This is a genomic window from Mycobacterium sp. NGS67, assembly GCF_059812185.1.
In genome coordinates this window covers 22,705-38,965 of the sequence record NZ_JCALCF010000023.1, presented here as the reverse complement: position 1 = coordinate 38,965, position 16,261 = coordinate 22,705, and the positions used below count along the sequence as shown (strand labels likewise).

Annotated in this window: 13 protein-coding genes; 3 read left to right on the top strand and 10 right to left on the bottom strand. The window is 67.5% G+C overall.

Annotation, left to right across the window (positions count from 1 at the left end; genetic code table 11):
• The first annotated feature begins 23 nt into the window (after positions 1-23).
• A complete protein-coding gene (locus AC5Y4D_RS20045) occupies positions 24-2,009 on the top strand; it encodes a M13 family metallopeptidase (protein WP_500038041.1) in 1,986 nt (661 codons plus the stop codon).
• 195 nt (positions 2,010-2,204) lie between these two features.
• Here the strand turns inward: AC5Y4D_RS20045 and AC5Y4D_RS20040 are convergent, their stop codons facing one another.
• From AC5Y4D_RS20040 to AC5Y4D_RS20020, 5 genes are all read right to left on the bottom strand, one after another.
• Positions 2,205-4,448: a molybdopterin-dependent oxidoreductase gene (locus AC5Y4D_RS20040; protein ID WP_500038040.1), complete on the bottom strand. Its 2,244-nt coding sequence runs from the start codon at positions 4,446-4,448 to the stop codon at positions 2,205-2,207.
• Positions 4,441-5,034, bottom strand: coding sequence for a TetR/AcrR family transcriptional regulator (locus AC5Y4D_RS20035; RefSeq protein WP_500038039.1), 594 nt, complete (start codon positions 5,032-5,034; stop codon positions 4,441-4,443). The genes AC5Y4D_RS20040 and AC5Y4D_RS20035 overlap by 8 nt, the downstream gene beginning before the upstream one ends.
• A gap of 95 nt (positions 5,035-5,129) precedes the next feature.
• Entirely contained in the window at positions 5,130-6,488 is a 1,359-nt protein-coding gene (locus AC5Y4D_RS20030; RefSeq protein WP_500038038.1) for a lipase family protein, read from the bottom strand.
• Positions 6,485-7,585 (bottom strand): MBL fold metallo-hydrolase, encoded by a 1,101-nt coding sequence (locus tag AC5Y4D_RS20025; protein WP_500038037.1) that lies wholly within the window; start codon positions 7,583-7,585, stop codon positions 6,485-6,487. Before AC5Y4D_RS20025 ends, AC5Y4D_RS20030 begins: the two co-directional genes overlap by 4 nt.
• A complete protein-coding gene (locus AC5Y4D_RS20020; protein WP_500038036.1) occupies positions 7,582-8,439 on the bottom strand; it encodes an SDR family oxidoreductase in 858 nt (285 codons plus the stop codon). Before AC5Y4D_RS20020 ends, AC5Y4D_RS20025 begins: the two co-directional genes overlap by 4 nt.
• Before the next feature lie 79 nt (positions 8,440-8,518).
• Here AC5Y4D_RS20020 and AC5Y4D_RS20015 point away from each other — a divergent pair, with 79 nt between their 5' ends.
• The gene (locus AC5Y4D_RS20015; RefSeq protein WP_500038035.1) at positions 8,519-9,163 is read left to right on the top strand and encodes a TetR/AcrR family transcriptional regulator; all 645 of its coding nucleotides are present in this window, start codon (positions 8,519-8,521) and stop codon (positions 9,161-9,163) included.
• Between the two features lie 12 nt (positions 9,164-9,175).
• On the opposite strand, the gene AC5Y4D_RS20010 is transcribed toward AC5Y4D_RS20015, so the two are convergent.
• The 3 genes from AC5Y4D_RS20010 to ricR all read right to left on the bottom strand — a co-directional run bounded on the left by AC5Y4D_RS20010 (position 9,176) and on the right by ricR (position 11,906).
• Positions 9,176-10,165, bottom strand: coding sequence for a L,D-transpeptidase (locus AC5Y4D_RS20010; RefSeq protein ID WP_500038034.1), 990 nt, complete (start codon positions 10,163-10,165; stop codon positions 9,176-9,178).
• 118 nt (positions 10,166-10,283) lie between these two features.
• Positions 10,284-11,546 carry an MFS transporter gene (locus tag AC5Y4D_RS20005; protein WP_499944071.1) on the bottom strand — a complete coding sequence of 421 codons (1,263 nt, stop codon included), beginning with the start codon at positions 11,544-11,546 and terminating at the stop codon, positions 10,284-10,286.
• 69 nt (positions 11,547-11,615) lie between these two features.
• Entirely contained in the window at positions 11,616-11,906 is a 291-nt protein-coding gene (gene ricR / locus AC5Y4D_RS20000; protein WP_499944072.1) for a copper-sensing transcriptional repressor RicR, read from the bottom strand.
• A 99-nt stretch (positions 11,907-12,005) separates the two neighbouring features.
• Between ricR and ilvD the strand changes: the two genes are divergently transcribed.
• Positions 12,006-13,712, top strand: a complete 1,707-nt coding sequence (gene ilvD, locus AC5Y4D_RS19995) for a dihydroxy-acid dehydratase (protein ID WP_499944073.1) — start codon at positions 12,006-12,008, stop codon at positions 13,710-13,712.
• Between the two features lie 4 nt (positions 13,713-13,716).
• On the opposite strand, the gene AC5Y4D_RS19990 is transcribed toward ilvD, so the two are convergent.
• Positions 13,717-15,147: an aldehyde dehydrogenase family protein gene (locus tag AC5Y4D_RS19990; protein ID WP_499991996.1), complete on the bottom strand. Its 1,431-nt coding sequence runs from the start codon at positions 15,145-15,147 to the stop codon at positions 13,717-13,719.
• A 99-nt stretch (positions 15,148-15,246) separates the two neighbouring features.
• Positions 15,247-16,224 carry a LacI family DNA-binding transcriptional regulator gene (locus AC5Y4D_RS19985; protein WP_500038033.1) on the bottom strand — a complete coding sequence of 326 codons (978 nt, stop codon included), beginning with the start codon at positions 16,222-16,224 and terminating at the stop codon, positions 15,247-15,249.
• Positions 16,225-16,261 lie beyond the last annotated feature (37 nt).

Genomic DNA, 16,261 nt, shown 5'->3' with positions numbered 1-16,261 from the left:
AAACGAGATGGAAGGATGGCGGGGTGACAGTAGAGGCCATCCGCTCGGGTATCGACCTGAGCTATGTCGACCCAGCCGCGCGCCCCCAGGACGACCTTTTCGGCCACGTCAACGGCCGCTGGCTCACCGAGTACGACATCCCCGCCGACCGCGCCACCGACGGCGCCTTCCGCACCCTGTTCGACCGGGCCGAGAAGCAGGTACGCGACCTGATCATCGGGGCCAGCCAGAGCGGGGCGCCCGCGGGCACCGACGAGCAGCGCATCGGCGACCTCTACGCCAGCTTCCTCGACGAGGCCACCATCGAGCGCAGGGGTCTGCAACCGCTGCACGACGAGCTGGCGGTCATCGACGGCGCTGCCGACCGCGACGCGCTGGCCGCCGTCGTCGGGTCGCTGCAACGCACCGGAGTCGGCGGGGGCGTCGGTCTGTACGTCGACACCGACTCCAAGGACTCGACCCGCTACCTGGTGCACTTCAGCCAGTCCGGGATCGGCCTGCCCGACGAGTCCTACTTCCGCGACGAGCAGCACGGCGCCGTGCTGGCGGCCTACCCGGGGCACATCGCCAGGATGTTCGGCCTGGTGTTCGGGGGCTCGGAGGCAGATCACGCCGAGACCGCGGCCCGCATCGTTGCGCTGGAGAGCAAGCTCGCCGCCGCCCACTGGGACGTGGTCAAGCGCCGCGACGCCGAATTGACGTACAACTTGCGGACTTTCGTCGACCTGCAGACCGAGGGCGCGGGATTCGACTGGGCCGGCTGGGTCACCGCGCTGGGTTCGAGCCCGGAAGCTGTCGCGGAAGTCGTTGTGCGCCAGCCTGATTACCTCGTGGCCTTCGCGGCGCTGTGGGGCGGTGAGGACTTGGACGACTGGAAGAGCTGGGCGCGTTGGCGGTTGATCCGTGCCCGGGCGCCGTGGTTGACCGACGAGATGGTCGCCGCGGACTTCGACTTCTACGGCCGCCGGTTGACCGGCACCGAGCAGATCCGGGATCGCTGGAAGCGGGCGGTCGCGCTGGTGGAGACGCTGATGGGCGACGCCGTCGGAAAGTTGTACGTGGACAAGCACTTTCCGCCAGACGCCAAAGCCCGCATCGACACGCTGGTGGACAATTTGCGCGAGGCCTACCGGATCAGCATCAGCGACCTGGACTGGATGACCCCGCAGACCCGGGAACGTGCGCTGACCAAGCTGGCGAAGTTCACCGCCAAGGTCGGCTATCCGGTGACGTGGCGCGACTACTCCGCGCTGGTCATCGACCGCGCCGACCTCTACGGCAACTACCAGCGCGGCTACGCCGTCATGCACGACCGCGAACTGGCCAAGCTCGGCGGGCCCGTGGACCGCGACGAGTGGTTCATGACCCCGCAGACCGTCAACGCGTATTACAACCCCGGGATGAACCAGATCGTCTTCCCCGCAGCCATTCTGCAGCCGCCGTTCTTCGATGCCGACGCCGATGACGCAGCCAACTACGGCGGCATCGGCGCGGTGATCGGCCACGAGATCGGGCACGGCTTCGATGATCAGGGCGCCAAGTACGACGGCGACGGCAACCTGGTGGACTGGTGGACCGACGACGACCGCACCGAGTTCGGCGCGCGCACCAAGGCACTGATCGAGCAGTACGAGGAGTACGTGCCACGGGAACTCGACGGCGGACACCACGTGAACGGCGCGTTCACCGTCGGGGAGAACATCGGTGATCTGGGTGGTCTGTCCATCGCGCTGCTGGCTTATCAGCTGTCACTGAACGGTGAGCCGGCACCCGTGATCGACGGGTTGTCCGGGGTGCAGCGGGTGTTCTTCGGCTGGGCTCAGGTGTGGCGCACCAAATCCCGTGCTGCCGAGGCCATCCGGCGGTTAGCGGTGGATCCGCACTCGCCGCCGGAGTTCCGCTGCAACGGCGTGATCCGCAATGTCGACGCGTTCTACGAGGCGTTCGAGGTGGCCGAGGACGACGCGCTGTTCCTCGAACCCCACCGCCGCGTGCGCATCTGGAATTAGGGGTCACCCTCCCCCGCGAGCAGGGGGCTCACCCTCCCCCGCGAGCTGGGGGTCACCCTCCCCCGCGAGCTGCGGGTCACCCTCCCCCGCGAGCAGGGGGCTCACCCTCCCCCGCGAGCTGGGGGTCACCCTCCCCCGCGAGCTGCGGGGGTCACCCTCCCCCGCGAGCAGACGCAGAATCGCACAAATCTCGGGCTAGACGTGCGATTCTGCGTCTGCTCGGCAGGCTTCGATGCGGGCCGGGACGTGCTTGTGCCACGGTGTACCCGCGTAGGGGTCACGCCACTTGGTGGACGTCAGCGCATTGGGCGCGACCCCGGGGACGACAGTCCGGCCGTCCTCGCCGACGTAGTCCAGGCCGAAACCGTTGGGCAGCGAGGCGTGCCCGGCCAGCATCGTCTCGGTGATCTCGACGGTCGCTTCGGCGCTGCCCGCCGCGGTGGTGATCCGCGCCCGGCCGCCATCGGAAAGCCCAAGCGCCACAGCGTCCTCGACGCTGACCCGCAACGCACCGTCCGCATCGCGCTTGCGCCAGGACGGGTCGCGGAAGATGTCGTTGGCGGTATAGGCGCGCCGCTCCCCCACCGACAGCACGATCGGCAGCTCATCGGTGGTCAGTCGCGCCGGTGCCCCAGCCAATCGTGTTATCTCGTCCAGCATTTCGGGGATCTCCAGCGCGATCTTGCGGTCGGAATGGTTGATCAGCGCGAAGTCGTCCTCGTAGTTGTGCACGGTGAATGTCAGCCCGGACGGGCTACCGATGATCGCGTCGAACAGCGCGTTGCCGTCGGCATGCCCGGCGCGGCGCACGGCATCGGGATAGGTCATCGCCGTCTTCTGCGCCTGACCCCACAGCGCGGCCGCCCCGGCCAGCCCGGGAGGCAGCGTCGGCCCGAGCGTCTCGTAGAGCACGTAGGGCAGCACCCGGGCCAGTGTCGGATTGCCCGCCACCGCGCCGAAGAACGCCTGCGCGTACGCCTCCCGGCTCACCGCGGCGGCCTCGCGCAGGGGCCGCAGATCGGCGTCGGACACCACACCCAGCGCCCGCACCAGCCGCGACCAGATCTCCGGTTCGGGCAGCGTCCCGGGCAGCGGGTCGAGCAGCGGGTGCCGCAATTGCATTGCGTTGTGCGGGAATTCGAGGTTGAAGAAGGTGGCTTCGCACTTCTCGAATTGCGACGCCGCGGGCAGCACGTAGTGCGCCAGTCGCGCGGTCTCGGTCATCGCGACGTCGATGACGACCATCAACTCCAGCGACCGGAACGCCTCCCGGCACGCGGTCGAGTCGGCCAGCGAGTGTGCCGGGTTGCTGCTCTCCACGATCATCGCGCGGAACCGGTCGGGGTGGTCGGTGAGGATCTCCTCGGGTATCACGTTGCTGGGCACCAGCCCGGCGATGATCGGGGCGCCGGTGACCGGCGTGCGTCCGGAGACCGTGCTGAACAACGGCGCGAACGACGAATGCAGGTGCTGGCCACCTCTTTTCGCGAAGTTCCCGGTCAGGATCCACAGAAGCTTGTTCAGGTACGAGCACACCGTGCTGTTGGGCCCCTGTTGCACGCCGAGATCCTCGAACACCGACACACTCGAGGCACTGCCGATCCGCCGGGCCGCCGCGCGCAGCAACTCCTCGTCCACCCCGCACCGCTGCGCGTATTCGCCGACCGGCACGTCGCGCAGCACCGCACGTACCGCGTCCACGCCGTGCACGTGCTGGTCCAGAAATGTTTCGTCGCAGAGGTTTTCCTGCACCAGGATGCCGGCCAGCGCCGCCAGGCACCACGCGTCGGAGCCGGGTCGGACCCGCAGGTGGAAGTCGGCCATCTTGGCGGTGTCGGTGACGACGGGATCGATCACCACCATTGATCGGTCCGGGTCCTTGGCGATCTCGTTGAGCACCACCCGCGCTCGCGGGAAGCTCTGTGACATCCATGGGTTCTTGCCGACGAACACCGACACCTCGGCGTGCTCGAACTCGCCGCGGGTGTGACCGCCGTAGAGCTTCGCGTCCACCCAGGCCTCGCCGGTCTTCTCCTGCGCCAACGCATTCGAGCGGTATTTCGCGCCAAGGGCTTTCAGGAAGGCGCCGCTGTAGGCGCCGCCGAGGTGGTTGCCTTGTCCGCCGCCGCCGTAGTAGAAGATCTTGTCGCCGCCGTAGGCGTCCCGGATGTGCTTGAAACCTTCGGCGATCTCGACAATCGCAGTGTCCCAGTCGATTTCCTCGTACGTGCCGTCGGGTCGGCGGCGCAGCGGTGAGGTCAGCCGCCCCCGGCCGTTCTGGTAATGGTCCAACCGCAGCGCCTTGTTGCAGGTGTAACCCTGCGAAGCGGGATGCGCTTTGTCGCCACGGATCCGGGCCAGTTTGCGGCCTTCGGTCTGCACCACGATGCCGCAGTTGCACTCGCACAGGATGCAGGCGGTGGGCTGCCAATCATTCATCGTGTCGGGTCCCTTCGGGCAGTGCTGCCAGCAGCAGGTCGCGGAGCTGGCGGTGGACCAGGTCGAGCGGTTTCATGTCACGCTGCGCGCGGGCCAGCAGCAGCGCGCCCTGCAGCGCGGATGTCGCGAGCACCGCGAGGTCACGGGCGCGCTCGGCATCGATGCCGTCGGCCACGAAGCGCTGCGCGATCAGATCGGACCACCGGTCGAAGACCGCGGCGGCGCGCTGCACCACCGGGGCCATCCGCTCACGGTCTTCGGCCTCCCCCGCCTCCACCGAGACGGCCGCGATCGGGCAGCCGGCGCGGAAGTCGGTGTCCAGCAGCTGCCGGCGGTACTTGTCGGCGAGCGCGTCCAGTAGATCCAGGCTGGTGCCGGCACGGTCGATGAACGCGGCCACGTGCTCTCCGGCGAAGTCGACGGCCTCGCACAACAGCTGGGTACGTCCGCCGGGAAAGTAGTGGTACGCCGACCCACGCGGGGCTCCGCTGTGCGCGAGCACGTCGGCGATCGCGGTGGCCTTCGCCCCGCGCTCCCGGATCAGCAGGGCCGCCGACACCACCATCCGCTCGCGGGGACTCGCCATATGTATGATGTTATACATAACAGCGGGTCAAGCAAAAGCCCCGCGTCCGGCGGCCGGATGATCGCCCCCACGTCCGGCGCCCGAAAGATCCTCGGTCAGGCCGACCTTGCACGTCCGCTGCGGCGAAAGAGATGCCGGCGCCCCTGAGGCGCATGCAGGGTACGTCCGAATGCCACCCGCAACGTGACCCATCCCATCCACATCAGCCCGGCCAAAGCGCGCGGCGACAGCAGCAGAAAGGTGCTGCGGGTACCCGGGGCTTCTACGGCCTCGTCGTTGAATCGAGCCGAAACCCATTGCAACGCCATGGGCGTGGAGATCGGATGCAGTACCGCGTGTTCGCTGAGCTTGTCACGGACGTAGGTCACCTGCGCGCCGTGCTGTCGATAGTTGTCCACCAGCGCGTCGATATGACGCACACTGATGATCGGGTCGTGGACCGCCTGCACAATCAACAGGGGCATCGCCGGCGTCTGCCTGCCGAGACTGAGGTCGTCGATCACCTCGACCACCTCTGGCATAGCGAAGATCTCGTCCACCGGCCGGTCCATGTAGCGTCCGAAGTCGCGGAAGCTGTACCGGAGCAACGCCCCGAACAACGTCGCATGTTGCAGGCGGGCCAGCACTTCCTGGCCGCGCGCATTCACGTGCTTGCGCACGATGCGTTGCAGGTCTGGATACTCACGCACCAGCGAAGCCAGCACCAATGCCGGCTCCCCGGCGAACAGCGACCCGTTGAGATCGTGGAACACCTCTCCGGGATTGGCAACCGGTGAACCCAACACTGCCCCAACCACGTTGAGCTCGGGCGCATAGCTCTGCCACAGCTCGGCCGCCCAACTCGTGGCCAGCCCGCCACCGGAGTATCCCCAGAGTGCCACCGGCGCCGAATGCCCGATGCCGGCCGGTTCGAAGCTCTTGGCGGCGCGGACACCGTCGAGGACGCAATAACCGGGCTCCCGCGGCACTCCCCAACTTCCGCGGGCACCTTCGTGATCGGGCACCAGCACCGTCCAGCCCATGCTCACCGCGCACGCGATCAACAGATATTCGAAGGGCGCGCATCCGCCGAATGTCTTTGCGCCCCTGCGTAACACGTACGACGGGAAGGCGCTGGAAGGCATGGCGTCGATCGCACACTGATACGACAGAACCGGACTCGACGGGTCCCCTTGGGCGCCACGGGGCCGGATGACGGTGGTCAGCGTGGTCTGGGCGGCTCCGTTGAAGTCCGTTGTGCGGTAGAGCAATTGATAAGCGCGTACCGCCTGCGGGACGACACCCAGAAACGCCACCTGGACTTCGCGAGTGCGCAACACCGTTCCCGGAGCGCAGGTTTGAAAACCTTCGGGCGGCACACAGAACGCGTCGTCACAGGGATGCACGGGCCGACCCGAGTCGACTTCGTGGGGAACGCGGTCGGCTGTGGCGGCGAGGGCTTCCGAACTCGTCATCCGGCTGCGGGCTTGACGATGGTGCCGTAATTGAGTGGGGAGTGGGAGTAGGTCGGGATGAGCGGCCACTGTCGCTTCCAGGATGAGCATTGCGAGGACGGGATGACCTGCACCCAGCGCGGATCCCGCGGCGAAAGCGACGCCATCGTCTTCTCTTTGACCATCGAGTCGTATTGATCGAGGGTGTCTTCCAGGGTGTTGGCGTTGAGCACCACCTCGCGGCCGTAGAACGCCGCTTGCTGTTTGATGCCGGGGATTGTCGAGAGTTCCGGTTGCCAGTTGTCGGGTGCCATCCCGTTTTCGGAGCAAACCCACACTCCGTCGGGGGTGTTGACACACAGCGAGTGGTTGCCGTCGGTATGTCCGGGCGTCCACAGCAGGCTCACGCCGACGCCGAGTTCCACGTCACCGTCGAAGATTTCGAGCCGCTCAGCGGGCACGCCGGCCATCCCGCGTTCGACGTACCAGGCCCATTGCATGGGATGCAGCGCCTCGAACGTGGCGAGTTCTTTGCGGTGCACCAGGAGCTTGGCGTTGGGGAAGACGGGATCGCGCGGCGTGGTCTCGCCCTCGATGGGTTCGGAGCTGCCCATGATCATGCGCACGTCCTGGACGTGGAGGTGGTCGAAGCTGACGTAGTCCACGTCTTCGTTGGATAGCCCGAGGCTCGGCAGCACACTGTCGGGGTCGTTGAAGTACTTGGTGAAGAATCGGCCGGCGTGCAGGGCGTCGCCGAACTTGCGGATCTTGTTGTAGAACGGCGCCTCTGCCGAACCCGCGGCGACCGTCGGCTCCCAGACCAGAGTCTTCAACTTGCCGTCGAATCCCTCGAATTGAATCACCATCATCCGGTTGATGATCGTGATGAACGGGTTGAGATTCACCGAGTAGCCCTGGAACGCAAACCGCGCCGGATACGGGGCGGCGACGATGTCGACGCTCTTGATCGCCTTGACCTGTCCTTGCGACCGAAAGCGTTCGTGGTAGCGCTTCGCGGCGCCGCGCACCGCCTCGAGCCGGTCGCCACGGGGCCACACGTCGTGTACCCCGTCGAATTCGGGGATCGGACGCACTGTGGCGGGCTGGGTGGTCGTCATGATTGGTCTCCTGTGTCGACGGATTCGCGTGTGGTGTGGGATTCGTAGTTGTGGCGCACGGTCGAGCCTTTGGTCGCCGCTACCTGGTCGGGCACCATGCGCCGTAATGCGCTGTCGCGCAGGCGCTGTGGCAACAGGTCGACGATCCGGGTGAGCGGACCGATGTGCCGCGGGACGGTGACTTCGAAACGGGGCCGTCGGATGGTGTGAACGACCGTCCGCGCGACATCGGCGGGGCTCAGCAGCTTGGCGGCACCGGTCGCGGTGCCCACGGCCAAGTCGGTCTCCACCACGCCCGGCATGATGATCGACAGTTGAACTCCGGTGCCGCGCAACTCTTCCCGCACGCCGACCAGATACCCGCGCACCGCGTGCTTGGTCGCCGCATACGTCGACTCGCCTGGCGGTGAGAGCCGTGCTGCGGCCGACGCGATGGTGACGATGTGCCCCTGACCGCGGGTCCGCATCACCGGAGCCGCGAGCCGCACACCGCGGATCACGCCGTGCAGGTTGACGTCGATCATGCGCCGGGTGTGCGATTCGGGTTCCTGGTCGAAGGGACCCACCCACATCACGCCGGCGTTGCACACCAGCACATCAATTGGGCCCCACAGCTTTTCGGTCGCGGCGAGAAACTCGCCGAACGACTCGGTGTCGGTGACGTCGAGATCGAAGCCTTCGACTGTGCCGGACAGCTCAGCGGCAGTACTTCGCGCAGCCTCGCCGTCACGATCGCCGATGGCCACGCGCGCCCCGGCGGCGGCGAGCTGCCGCGCGATTTCTCGGCCGATGCCGCGCGCGCCTCCGGTTACCGCCACGACCTGACCCGCGATGGGTGATTTCCTTACCGCCATACCGCCCCCTTTCTGACATGATCGCATGTCAGAAGTATGCTCTCAGTGTGTCACAGGACGACAGCCATGGACAACGGTGATGGCCAAGAAGACCGACACCCCAGCGGCGGGGCGCATGTACCACGGGCTGCTTCCACAAGAACGCGCACGTCAGCGCCGTGCCACGCTGCTGACGGCGGCGCTGCAGATATTCGCCGAACAGGGTTATGCGAGCAGTTCGGTGAAGCAGATCTGCGGCGCGGCCGGTCTGACCGAGCGGTATTTTTACGAGTCGTTCACCGACCGCGAAAGCTGTCTTGCCACGCTCTACTCGCAGCTGGTTGACCAGATGCGTTCAGCGACGCTTGCCGCCATCGAATCCGCCGGTGCCGACGTCGACGCCCAGACGCGGGACGGTCTGCACGCTTTCGTGGGCTATTTGACCGATGATCCGCGGCGCGCGCGGGTCGTACTGGTCGAGGTGGTCGGCGTCTCACCGGGCATGGAGGAACGGCGCCACGGCGTCCTGCGCGAGTTCGCCGACATCGTCGCCAGCACCTGGGCCGCCGCCCGCGCCGAACCACTGACCCAGATGCAGCAGTCGACGGCTGTGGCGCTGGTCGGCGGGGTGAACCACCTTCTTGTCGACTGGCTGATGACGGGCAGCGTGCAACTTCCCGACGACCTCGCCGAGGTCTGCGCGACCCTGTTCAGCGCGGCGCGGGAACGGCTCGACTCTGCGTGAACTCGCAGCGCGTCAGAGCTGCCAGTCCGAGGCGCCGTCGGGCTTGTTGTAGATGCCGACGGAGTTCTTCACGACCACCGGATCACCGCTACCGAAGTTGTCGAAGAACCATTTGGCGTTGGTCGGGCTCAGATTGATGCAGCCGTGGCTGACATTGCGTCTGCCCTGGTCACCGACCGACCACGGTGCGCTGTGCACGAAGTTGCCGCTGTTGTCGATCCGCACGGCATCGGACACGGTCACTTTGTAGCCGTTGGCGGAGTTCACCGGCACCCCATAGGTCGACGAGTCCATCACCACCGTCGGCATCTTCTCCAGCACGTAGTACGTGCCGTTCGGAGTCTGGTGACCTCCGGATGCCATGCCCATCGACATCGGGAAGGTCTGCACCACGGTCCCGTTGCGGGTGATGGTCATCTGGTGGGTGGCGTCGTCTGCGGTGGCCACCAGCGCGTCGCCGGTGCGGAAGCTCGACTTGGTGCCGGCTGCGTCGATGTTCACCGCGGTATTCGGCGGCCAGAACGACAGCGGGCGCCACCGCAGCTGCGACGGCGTCATCCAGTAGAACTTGCCGGGCACCGGCGGGATCGACGAGATGTGCACGGCGCGTTCGGCCATCGCCTGATCGGCGATCGGGACGGCGAAGTTGATGATGATCGGCTTGGCCACCCCCACCATCGCGCCGTTGACGGGGTTGAACGTCGGCGGCCGGAACGGCGGCTCACCGACGAACGGCGTGTTGTCCTGGCCTGCGGGGGCAGGTCCGTCGGCAACGGGTACCGCGGCAGGCGAGCCCGGGACCGGAGCCAGCGGGTCCGGAAAAGGCGGCAGAGCCACCGGTTCCGGTGCCGGCGGCTCGGCAGGTGCGACGACGACCGGCCCGGGATCGCCGGGTGCATCGTCCGGGTCCGCAGCGGCCGGACCACTGCCCAGCATCAGCACGGCGACCACTCCGAATGCGTTGAGAGCGGTGACGAGACGTCCCCTCGTCCAGCGCGACATATCATTCCCTCCGGTCAAATCTTCCGCCCCAGTGTGGCACAGCAGAGCCACCGAATAGCCATTCGGCGAACCTTCAGGGACCGTTACCAAACCCAGTTCAGGTCGCTGACCTGCAACATCAGTCGTTCTGTGAGCTTGCCGTACCGGCACCCTCAGCAGCGGTCGCAGCGGGGACCTCGATCGCCCGTCCGATGGCCGCCATCGCGACCAGCGCGACGCCCGTAAGCGCGGCCGACACCGTCAGCATCAGCGCCACACTGTGCTCCAGCAGCAGGCCCCCCGCCAGCGACCCGGCCATGATGCCCACCTGAAACGCCGTCACGTACAGGCCGGAGGCACCGTCGGGGTCGTCGGCCCCGGCCCGCATGGCGGCGGCCTGCAGCATCGGCGACACCGCGGTGGCCATCGCACCCCACAGCACGATCGCCGCGGTACCCACGATCAGCGCCGTCAACGCGGAGTCGTGCCAGCGGTAGGCCAACACGCTCAACAGCGCCAGAGCCGTCGTCAGCCCGGCGATGCAGAACAGGACGGCACCGCGGGGGCGACGGTCCAGCGGCCGGGCCACCAACGCGACCGCCAGCACCCCGGCGATGCCGTAGGCGGCCAGCAGCCAAACCTGATTCGGTCCACGCACCCCGACGACCTGCGACAGGATCCGCACGATGTAGGTGTAGGAGACGAAATGGCCGGTGACGCCGATCATGGTGACGAGGCTGACCAGGATCAGTCCCCTATTTCGGTGATGCCGCGCCCGCCGGCCCACGAACTGCAGCTGATCGGCCGTCAACGTCATTTCGGGCAGTACCACACGGGCCGCCACGGTGATCAGCGCCGCGGCGACGGTGACGCAGTCGGCCGCCACCCGCCAGCCCCACATCAGGCTCAGCCCAGCGGTCAGCGGGCTGCCGACCACCAGCGCCAGGCTGGTTCCGATGTAGATCGACATGGTCGCGCGTCCGGCGTGGCTGGACGGCACCAGGCGGGTGGCGATCGGTGCGATCACCGACCACAGCAACCCGTGCGTGACCGCGCAGAGCACCCGGCCGGCGGCCAGCACGGCGAAGTTCGGTGCCACCGCCGAGATGAGCTGGGAGACGGTCAGGCACGCGAGGCTGAGCAGCAACGTCGAACGACGGGGCCAGTGCGCGGTCCAGCGCACCAGCGGGACCGTGGTGAGCGCGGCGACCAGGGCATACCAGGACAGCAGCGTGCCCACCCAGAACACGCTGACGTGCATGTCCCGCGAGATCGCCGACAGGGCGCCGACCGGCAGCAGTTCGGCGGTGACGTAGATGAAGGCCGCGGCGGCCAACACTGACAGTTGAACCGCGATCCGTGGCGTCCACGTTCGCGCGGCAGCGGCGGCTTGAGCAGTCATGGTGTGAGGCGCGACGTCACCGGAGCTCTCCGGCGCGATCGCGCACTCTTACCGTACGCACCGCACGGCTCAGGAACGAACGAGGCGCGCTATCGCCGCGGAGGCTTCGGCCAGCTTGCCGTCGGAGTCGGGGCCGCCGTCGGCCACGGCGCGGGTGACGCAGTGACTCAGGTGCTCGTCGAGCAGGTTCAGCGCCACCGACTTCAAAGCGCTGTTGACCGCGCTGATCTGGGTGAGGACGTCGATGCAGTATTTGTCCTCGTCGATCATCCGCGCGATGCCACGCACCTGCCCTTCGATGCGGCGCAACCGCTTGGCGTAGTTGTCCTTCTCTTGCGCGTATCCGTGTGGCGCGCTCATCACCCCTCCAAACGAATACCGTTAGATACCCCGCTAGGGTATCAGACCGGGCGGTTAATCGATTTTGGTGCGCTCGCGGCGCACCGCATACTTGCTCACATGGCCCTTCCCACTGACCAGATCGACATCAAGCCCCGCAGCCGCGACGTCACCGACGGTCTGGAGAAGGCCGCCGCCCGTGGCATGTTGCGCGCGGTAGGCATGGGCGACGAGGACTTCGCCAAGGCGCAGATCGGGGTCGCCTCGTCCTGGAACGAGATCACGCCATGCAACCTCTCGCTGGACCGCCTGGCCAAGGCCGTCAAGGAGGGCGTCTTCCAGGCCGGCGGCTACCCGCTGGAATTCGGCACCATCTCGGTCTCCGACGGCATCTCCATGGGCCACGAGGGGATGCACTTCTCGCTGGTCTCGCGGGAGGTGATCGCCGACAGCGTCGAGACCGTGATGCAGGCCGAGCGACTGGACGGCTCGGTGCTGCTGGCCGGCTGCGACAAGTCGCTGCCCGGCATGCTGATGGCCGCCGCGCGCCTGGACCTGGCCTCGGTGTTCCTCTACGCCGGCTCGATCCTGCCGGGGGTGGCCAAGCTGTCGGACGGCAGCGAGCGCGAGGTCACCATCATCGACGCGTTCGAGGCGGTCGGCGCCTGTTCGCGCGGGTTGATGAGCCGCGCCGACGTCGACGCCATCGAACGCGCCATCTGCCCCGGCGAGGGGGCGTGCGGCGGCATGTACACCGCCAACACCATGGCCAGCGCCGCCGAGGCGCTGGGCATGTCGCTGCCGGGCAGCGCCGCGCCGCCGGCCACCGACCGCCGCCGCGACGGGTTCGCCCGCCGCAGCGGTCAGGCCGTCGTCGAACTGCTGCGCCACGGCATCACCGCCCGCGACATCCTGACCCGGGAAGCGTTCGAGAACGCGATCGCGGTGGTGATGGCGTTCGGTGGCTCCACCAACGCGGTGCTGCACCTGCTGGCCATCGCCTATGAGGCCGAGGTCGAGCTGACGCTGGACGACTTCAGCCGGATCGGCTCGAAGGTGCCGCACCTGGCCGACGTCAAGCCGTTCGGGCGGCACGTGATGTCGCATGTCGACCACATCGGCGGCGTGCCGGTGATGATGAAAGCACTGTTGGACGCCGGCCTGCTGCACGGGGACTGCCTGACCGTGACGGGCCGGACGGTGGCCGAGAACCTGGCCGACATCGCCCCGCCCGACCCGGACGGCAAGGTGCTGCGCGCGCTGAGCAACCCCATCCACCCGACCGGTGGCATCACCATCCTGCGCGGGTCGCTGGCGCCCGAGGGTGCGGTGGTCAAGTCCGCGGGCTTCGACTCCGACGTGTTCGAAGGCACCGCAAGGGTTTTCGACGGGGAGCGGGCCGCCCTGGACGCGCTGGAGGACGGCACCATCACCAACGGTGACGCGGTGGTGATCCGCTACGAGGGCCCCAAGGGCGGTCCCGGCATGCGCGAGATGCTCGCGATCACCGGCGCCATCAAGGGCGCCGGGCTGGGCAAGGATGTGCTGCTGTTGACCGACGGACGGTTCTCCGGCGGCACGACGGGGCTGTGCGTCGGACACATCGCGCCGGAGGCCGTCGACGCCGGTCCCATCGCGTTCCTGCGCGACGGCGACCGGATCCGGCTCGACGTGGCCAACCAGACGCTGGACGTGCTGGCCGACGACGACGAGTTCGCCGCGCGCCAGCAGGACTTCACGCCGCCGGCGCCGCGCTACAAGACCGGTGTGCTGGCCAAGTACGTCAAGCTGGTCGGCTCGGCCGCGACGGGTGCGGTCTGCGGCTAGCCGGTCAGTGGCTGATGTAGACCGCTTTGGTGTTGAAATAGGCTTCGATGCCCTTGCGGCCGCGTTCGCCGCCCCAGCCCGACTGCTTGTGGCCGCAGATCGGCATTGACGGATCGGCCCCCAACGCGCAGTTCACCCAAACCTGGCCCGCGCGAAGCTCATTCGCCACGCGGTGAGCACGGCCGAGGTTCTCGGTCCAGATGGCGCCGGCCAGCCCGTACTCCGTGTCGTTGGCGGCGGCCAGTGCCTCTTCCTCCTCGTCGAAGGGGATGACACAACCGACCGGCCCGAAGATCTCCTCGCGGATGAGCCGCATGTCGGGCGTGGTGTTGGTGATGATCGTCGCCTCGTAGAAGTAGCCGCGGCGGTCCATCGGCTTGCCGCCGAGGATCACCTCCGCACCGCGCGTGACGCCCTCCTGCACGATGCCGTGCACGCGCTGGCGCTGCTTCTCACTGATCAGCGGCCCCAGGACGGACCCGGGGTCGTCGCTGCCGCCCATCGGCAGCATCTTGGCGAAGTCGGCCAGACCCTCCACGACCCGGTCGTAGATGCCGCGCTGGACGTAGATGCGCGAGGTGCACGAGCAGTTCTGCCCGGACCCCGCCAGCAGGCCCAGACCCGCGTTCATGATCGCCTTGTCCAGGTTGGCGTCGTCGAACATGATCAGCGGTGACTTGCCGCCGAGTTCGAGGGTGAGGCGCTTGAGGTTGCCCGCGGCCGCCTTGACGATCAGCCGTCCCACTTCCGTCGACCCGGTGAACGCGATCTTGTCGACGTCGGGATGCGCGGCCAGAGCCGCGCCGGCGGTCTCGCCGTAGCCGGTGATGACATTGAAGACGCCGTCGGGCAGTCCCGCCTCGCGGAAGATCTCCTCCAGCTTCAGCGCGGTGAGCGGTGTCTCCTCGGCAGGCTTGAGCACGCAGCTGCACCCCGCGGCCAGCGCGGGTGCGGCCTTGAGCATCGCAACGAAGAACGGCCCGTTCCACGGGATGATCAGGCCCGCGACGCCGACCGGTTCGAGCTGGGTGAAGTTGTGGAAGTTCTCGTAATGGCCCAGCAGGCCGTCGGATACGACGTTGCTCGACTCGCCGTGGATCTTGCCGACCCAGCCGGCGTAGTAGAGCAGCATGTCCATCGACACCTTGATGATCTGCTGCGCGGCCACCGGGTTCATCCCGTTGTCCTTGGACTCCAGGTCGGCGAGTTCGTCGGTGCGTTGCTTGACGATCTCCGCGGCCCGGAACAGCACCTCGGCGCGGCGGGCGGCGGGCAGCTTGCGCCAGACCCCCGACTCGAACGTCTCCCGCGCCCGCGCCACCGCCGCGTCGACAACCGCCTGGTCGGAATCGACGACCTCGAAGATCTGCTCCTCGGTGGACGGGTTGAACACCGGAATCATCCCGGAGCTGCGGCTTTCGACCGCCGGGTCCATGTCTATGGCGTTACTCAATGTCCTGGTGTCCCCTCGTTGGGCAGCGGCCGGTTGCCCGCGAGGTTACGCGCTTAACCGAACGGAGTCCAGCGTCTGTGCCTAGGTGGACCCGCGCACGATCAGCGTCGCGATGCCCGGTGCCGGCGGAGGTGATTCGTCGGGAAAGTTCAGTTGCTGCAGCACCGCCCGCAACGCCACTTCGGCGATCGCCGTCCGGTCGAAGGCCACCGTGGTCAGGGCCGGCACGCTGAACGGGGACAGGGCGGTGGCGTCGACACCGATCACGGCCAGATCCTCGGGGCAACGCAGTCCCGCGCGTCGCACGCCGTCGAGCACCACGAACGCCACCTCGTCGCTTTGTGCGCAGACCGCGGTGACGCCGCGGGCGTGCCAGTCGCGTACCACGTCGGCGCTGTTGTCCGGCATCAGTTCGCCCACCACGACGTCAGGCAGCCGATGCCCGTGTGCCGCGCGCCGGATGCCGTCGATCCAGTAGTCACCGAGCGCCCGCCACCGAACCTCACCGGTGTAGGCGAACGCCAGGTTGCGGTGGCCCCGCGAGACGAGATGGTCGACGCGCAGCTGTCCGATCGAATACTGCGGATCGCCGAGGCCGGGCAGGGTGTGGAAACAGATGTAGGGAATGGCCGCGGCCCGCACCGCATCAAATGCCTTGCGGCTCAACGGAAACAGGCTCGTCACCGCGATCGGCTGCAACTGGTTGATCGCGTCGGCGACGGTGTCGTCCTGCTCGGTCTCGAAGAGCTGCACCTGCATGATTCCCCGCCGGGTCAACTCCGTGGTCATGTGAGTTCCGACCTGCATGGGCATCTCGCCGCCGGCGAGCCGCGGCACGATGTACAACACCACGCCGCTGCGACCGCGGGCGAGATTGCGCGCCGCCAGGTTCGGCCGGTAGCCGAGTTCGGCGGCGGCGTCGCGTACTGCGGCGCGCGTCTGCGCCGAAATCATCCGTCCGGCAGAGTTGTTGAGCACGTAGCTGACCGTCGCGGTCGAGACGTTGGCCAGCCGCGCCACATCGGCCGTCGTCGGCCTACTCCTGCCGTTCAAGCCCATCGGCGAAGCCCCTCGCGACGACATTCGATGACCGGTT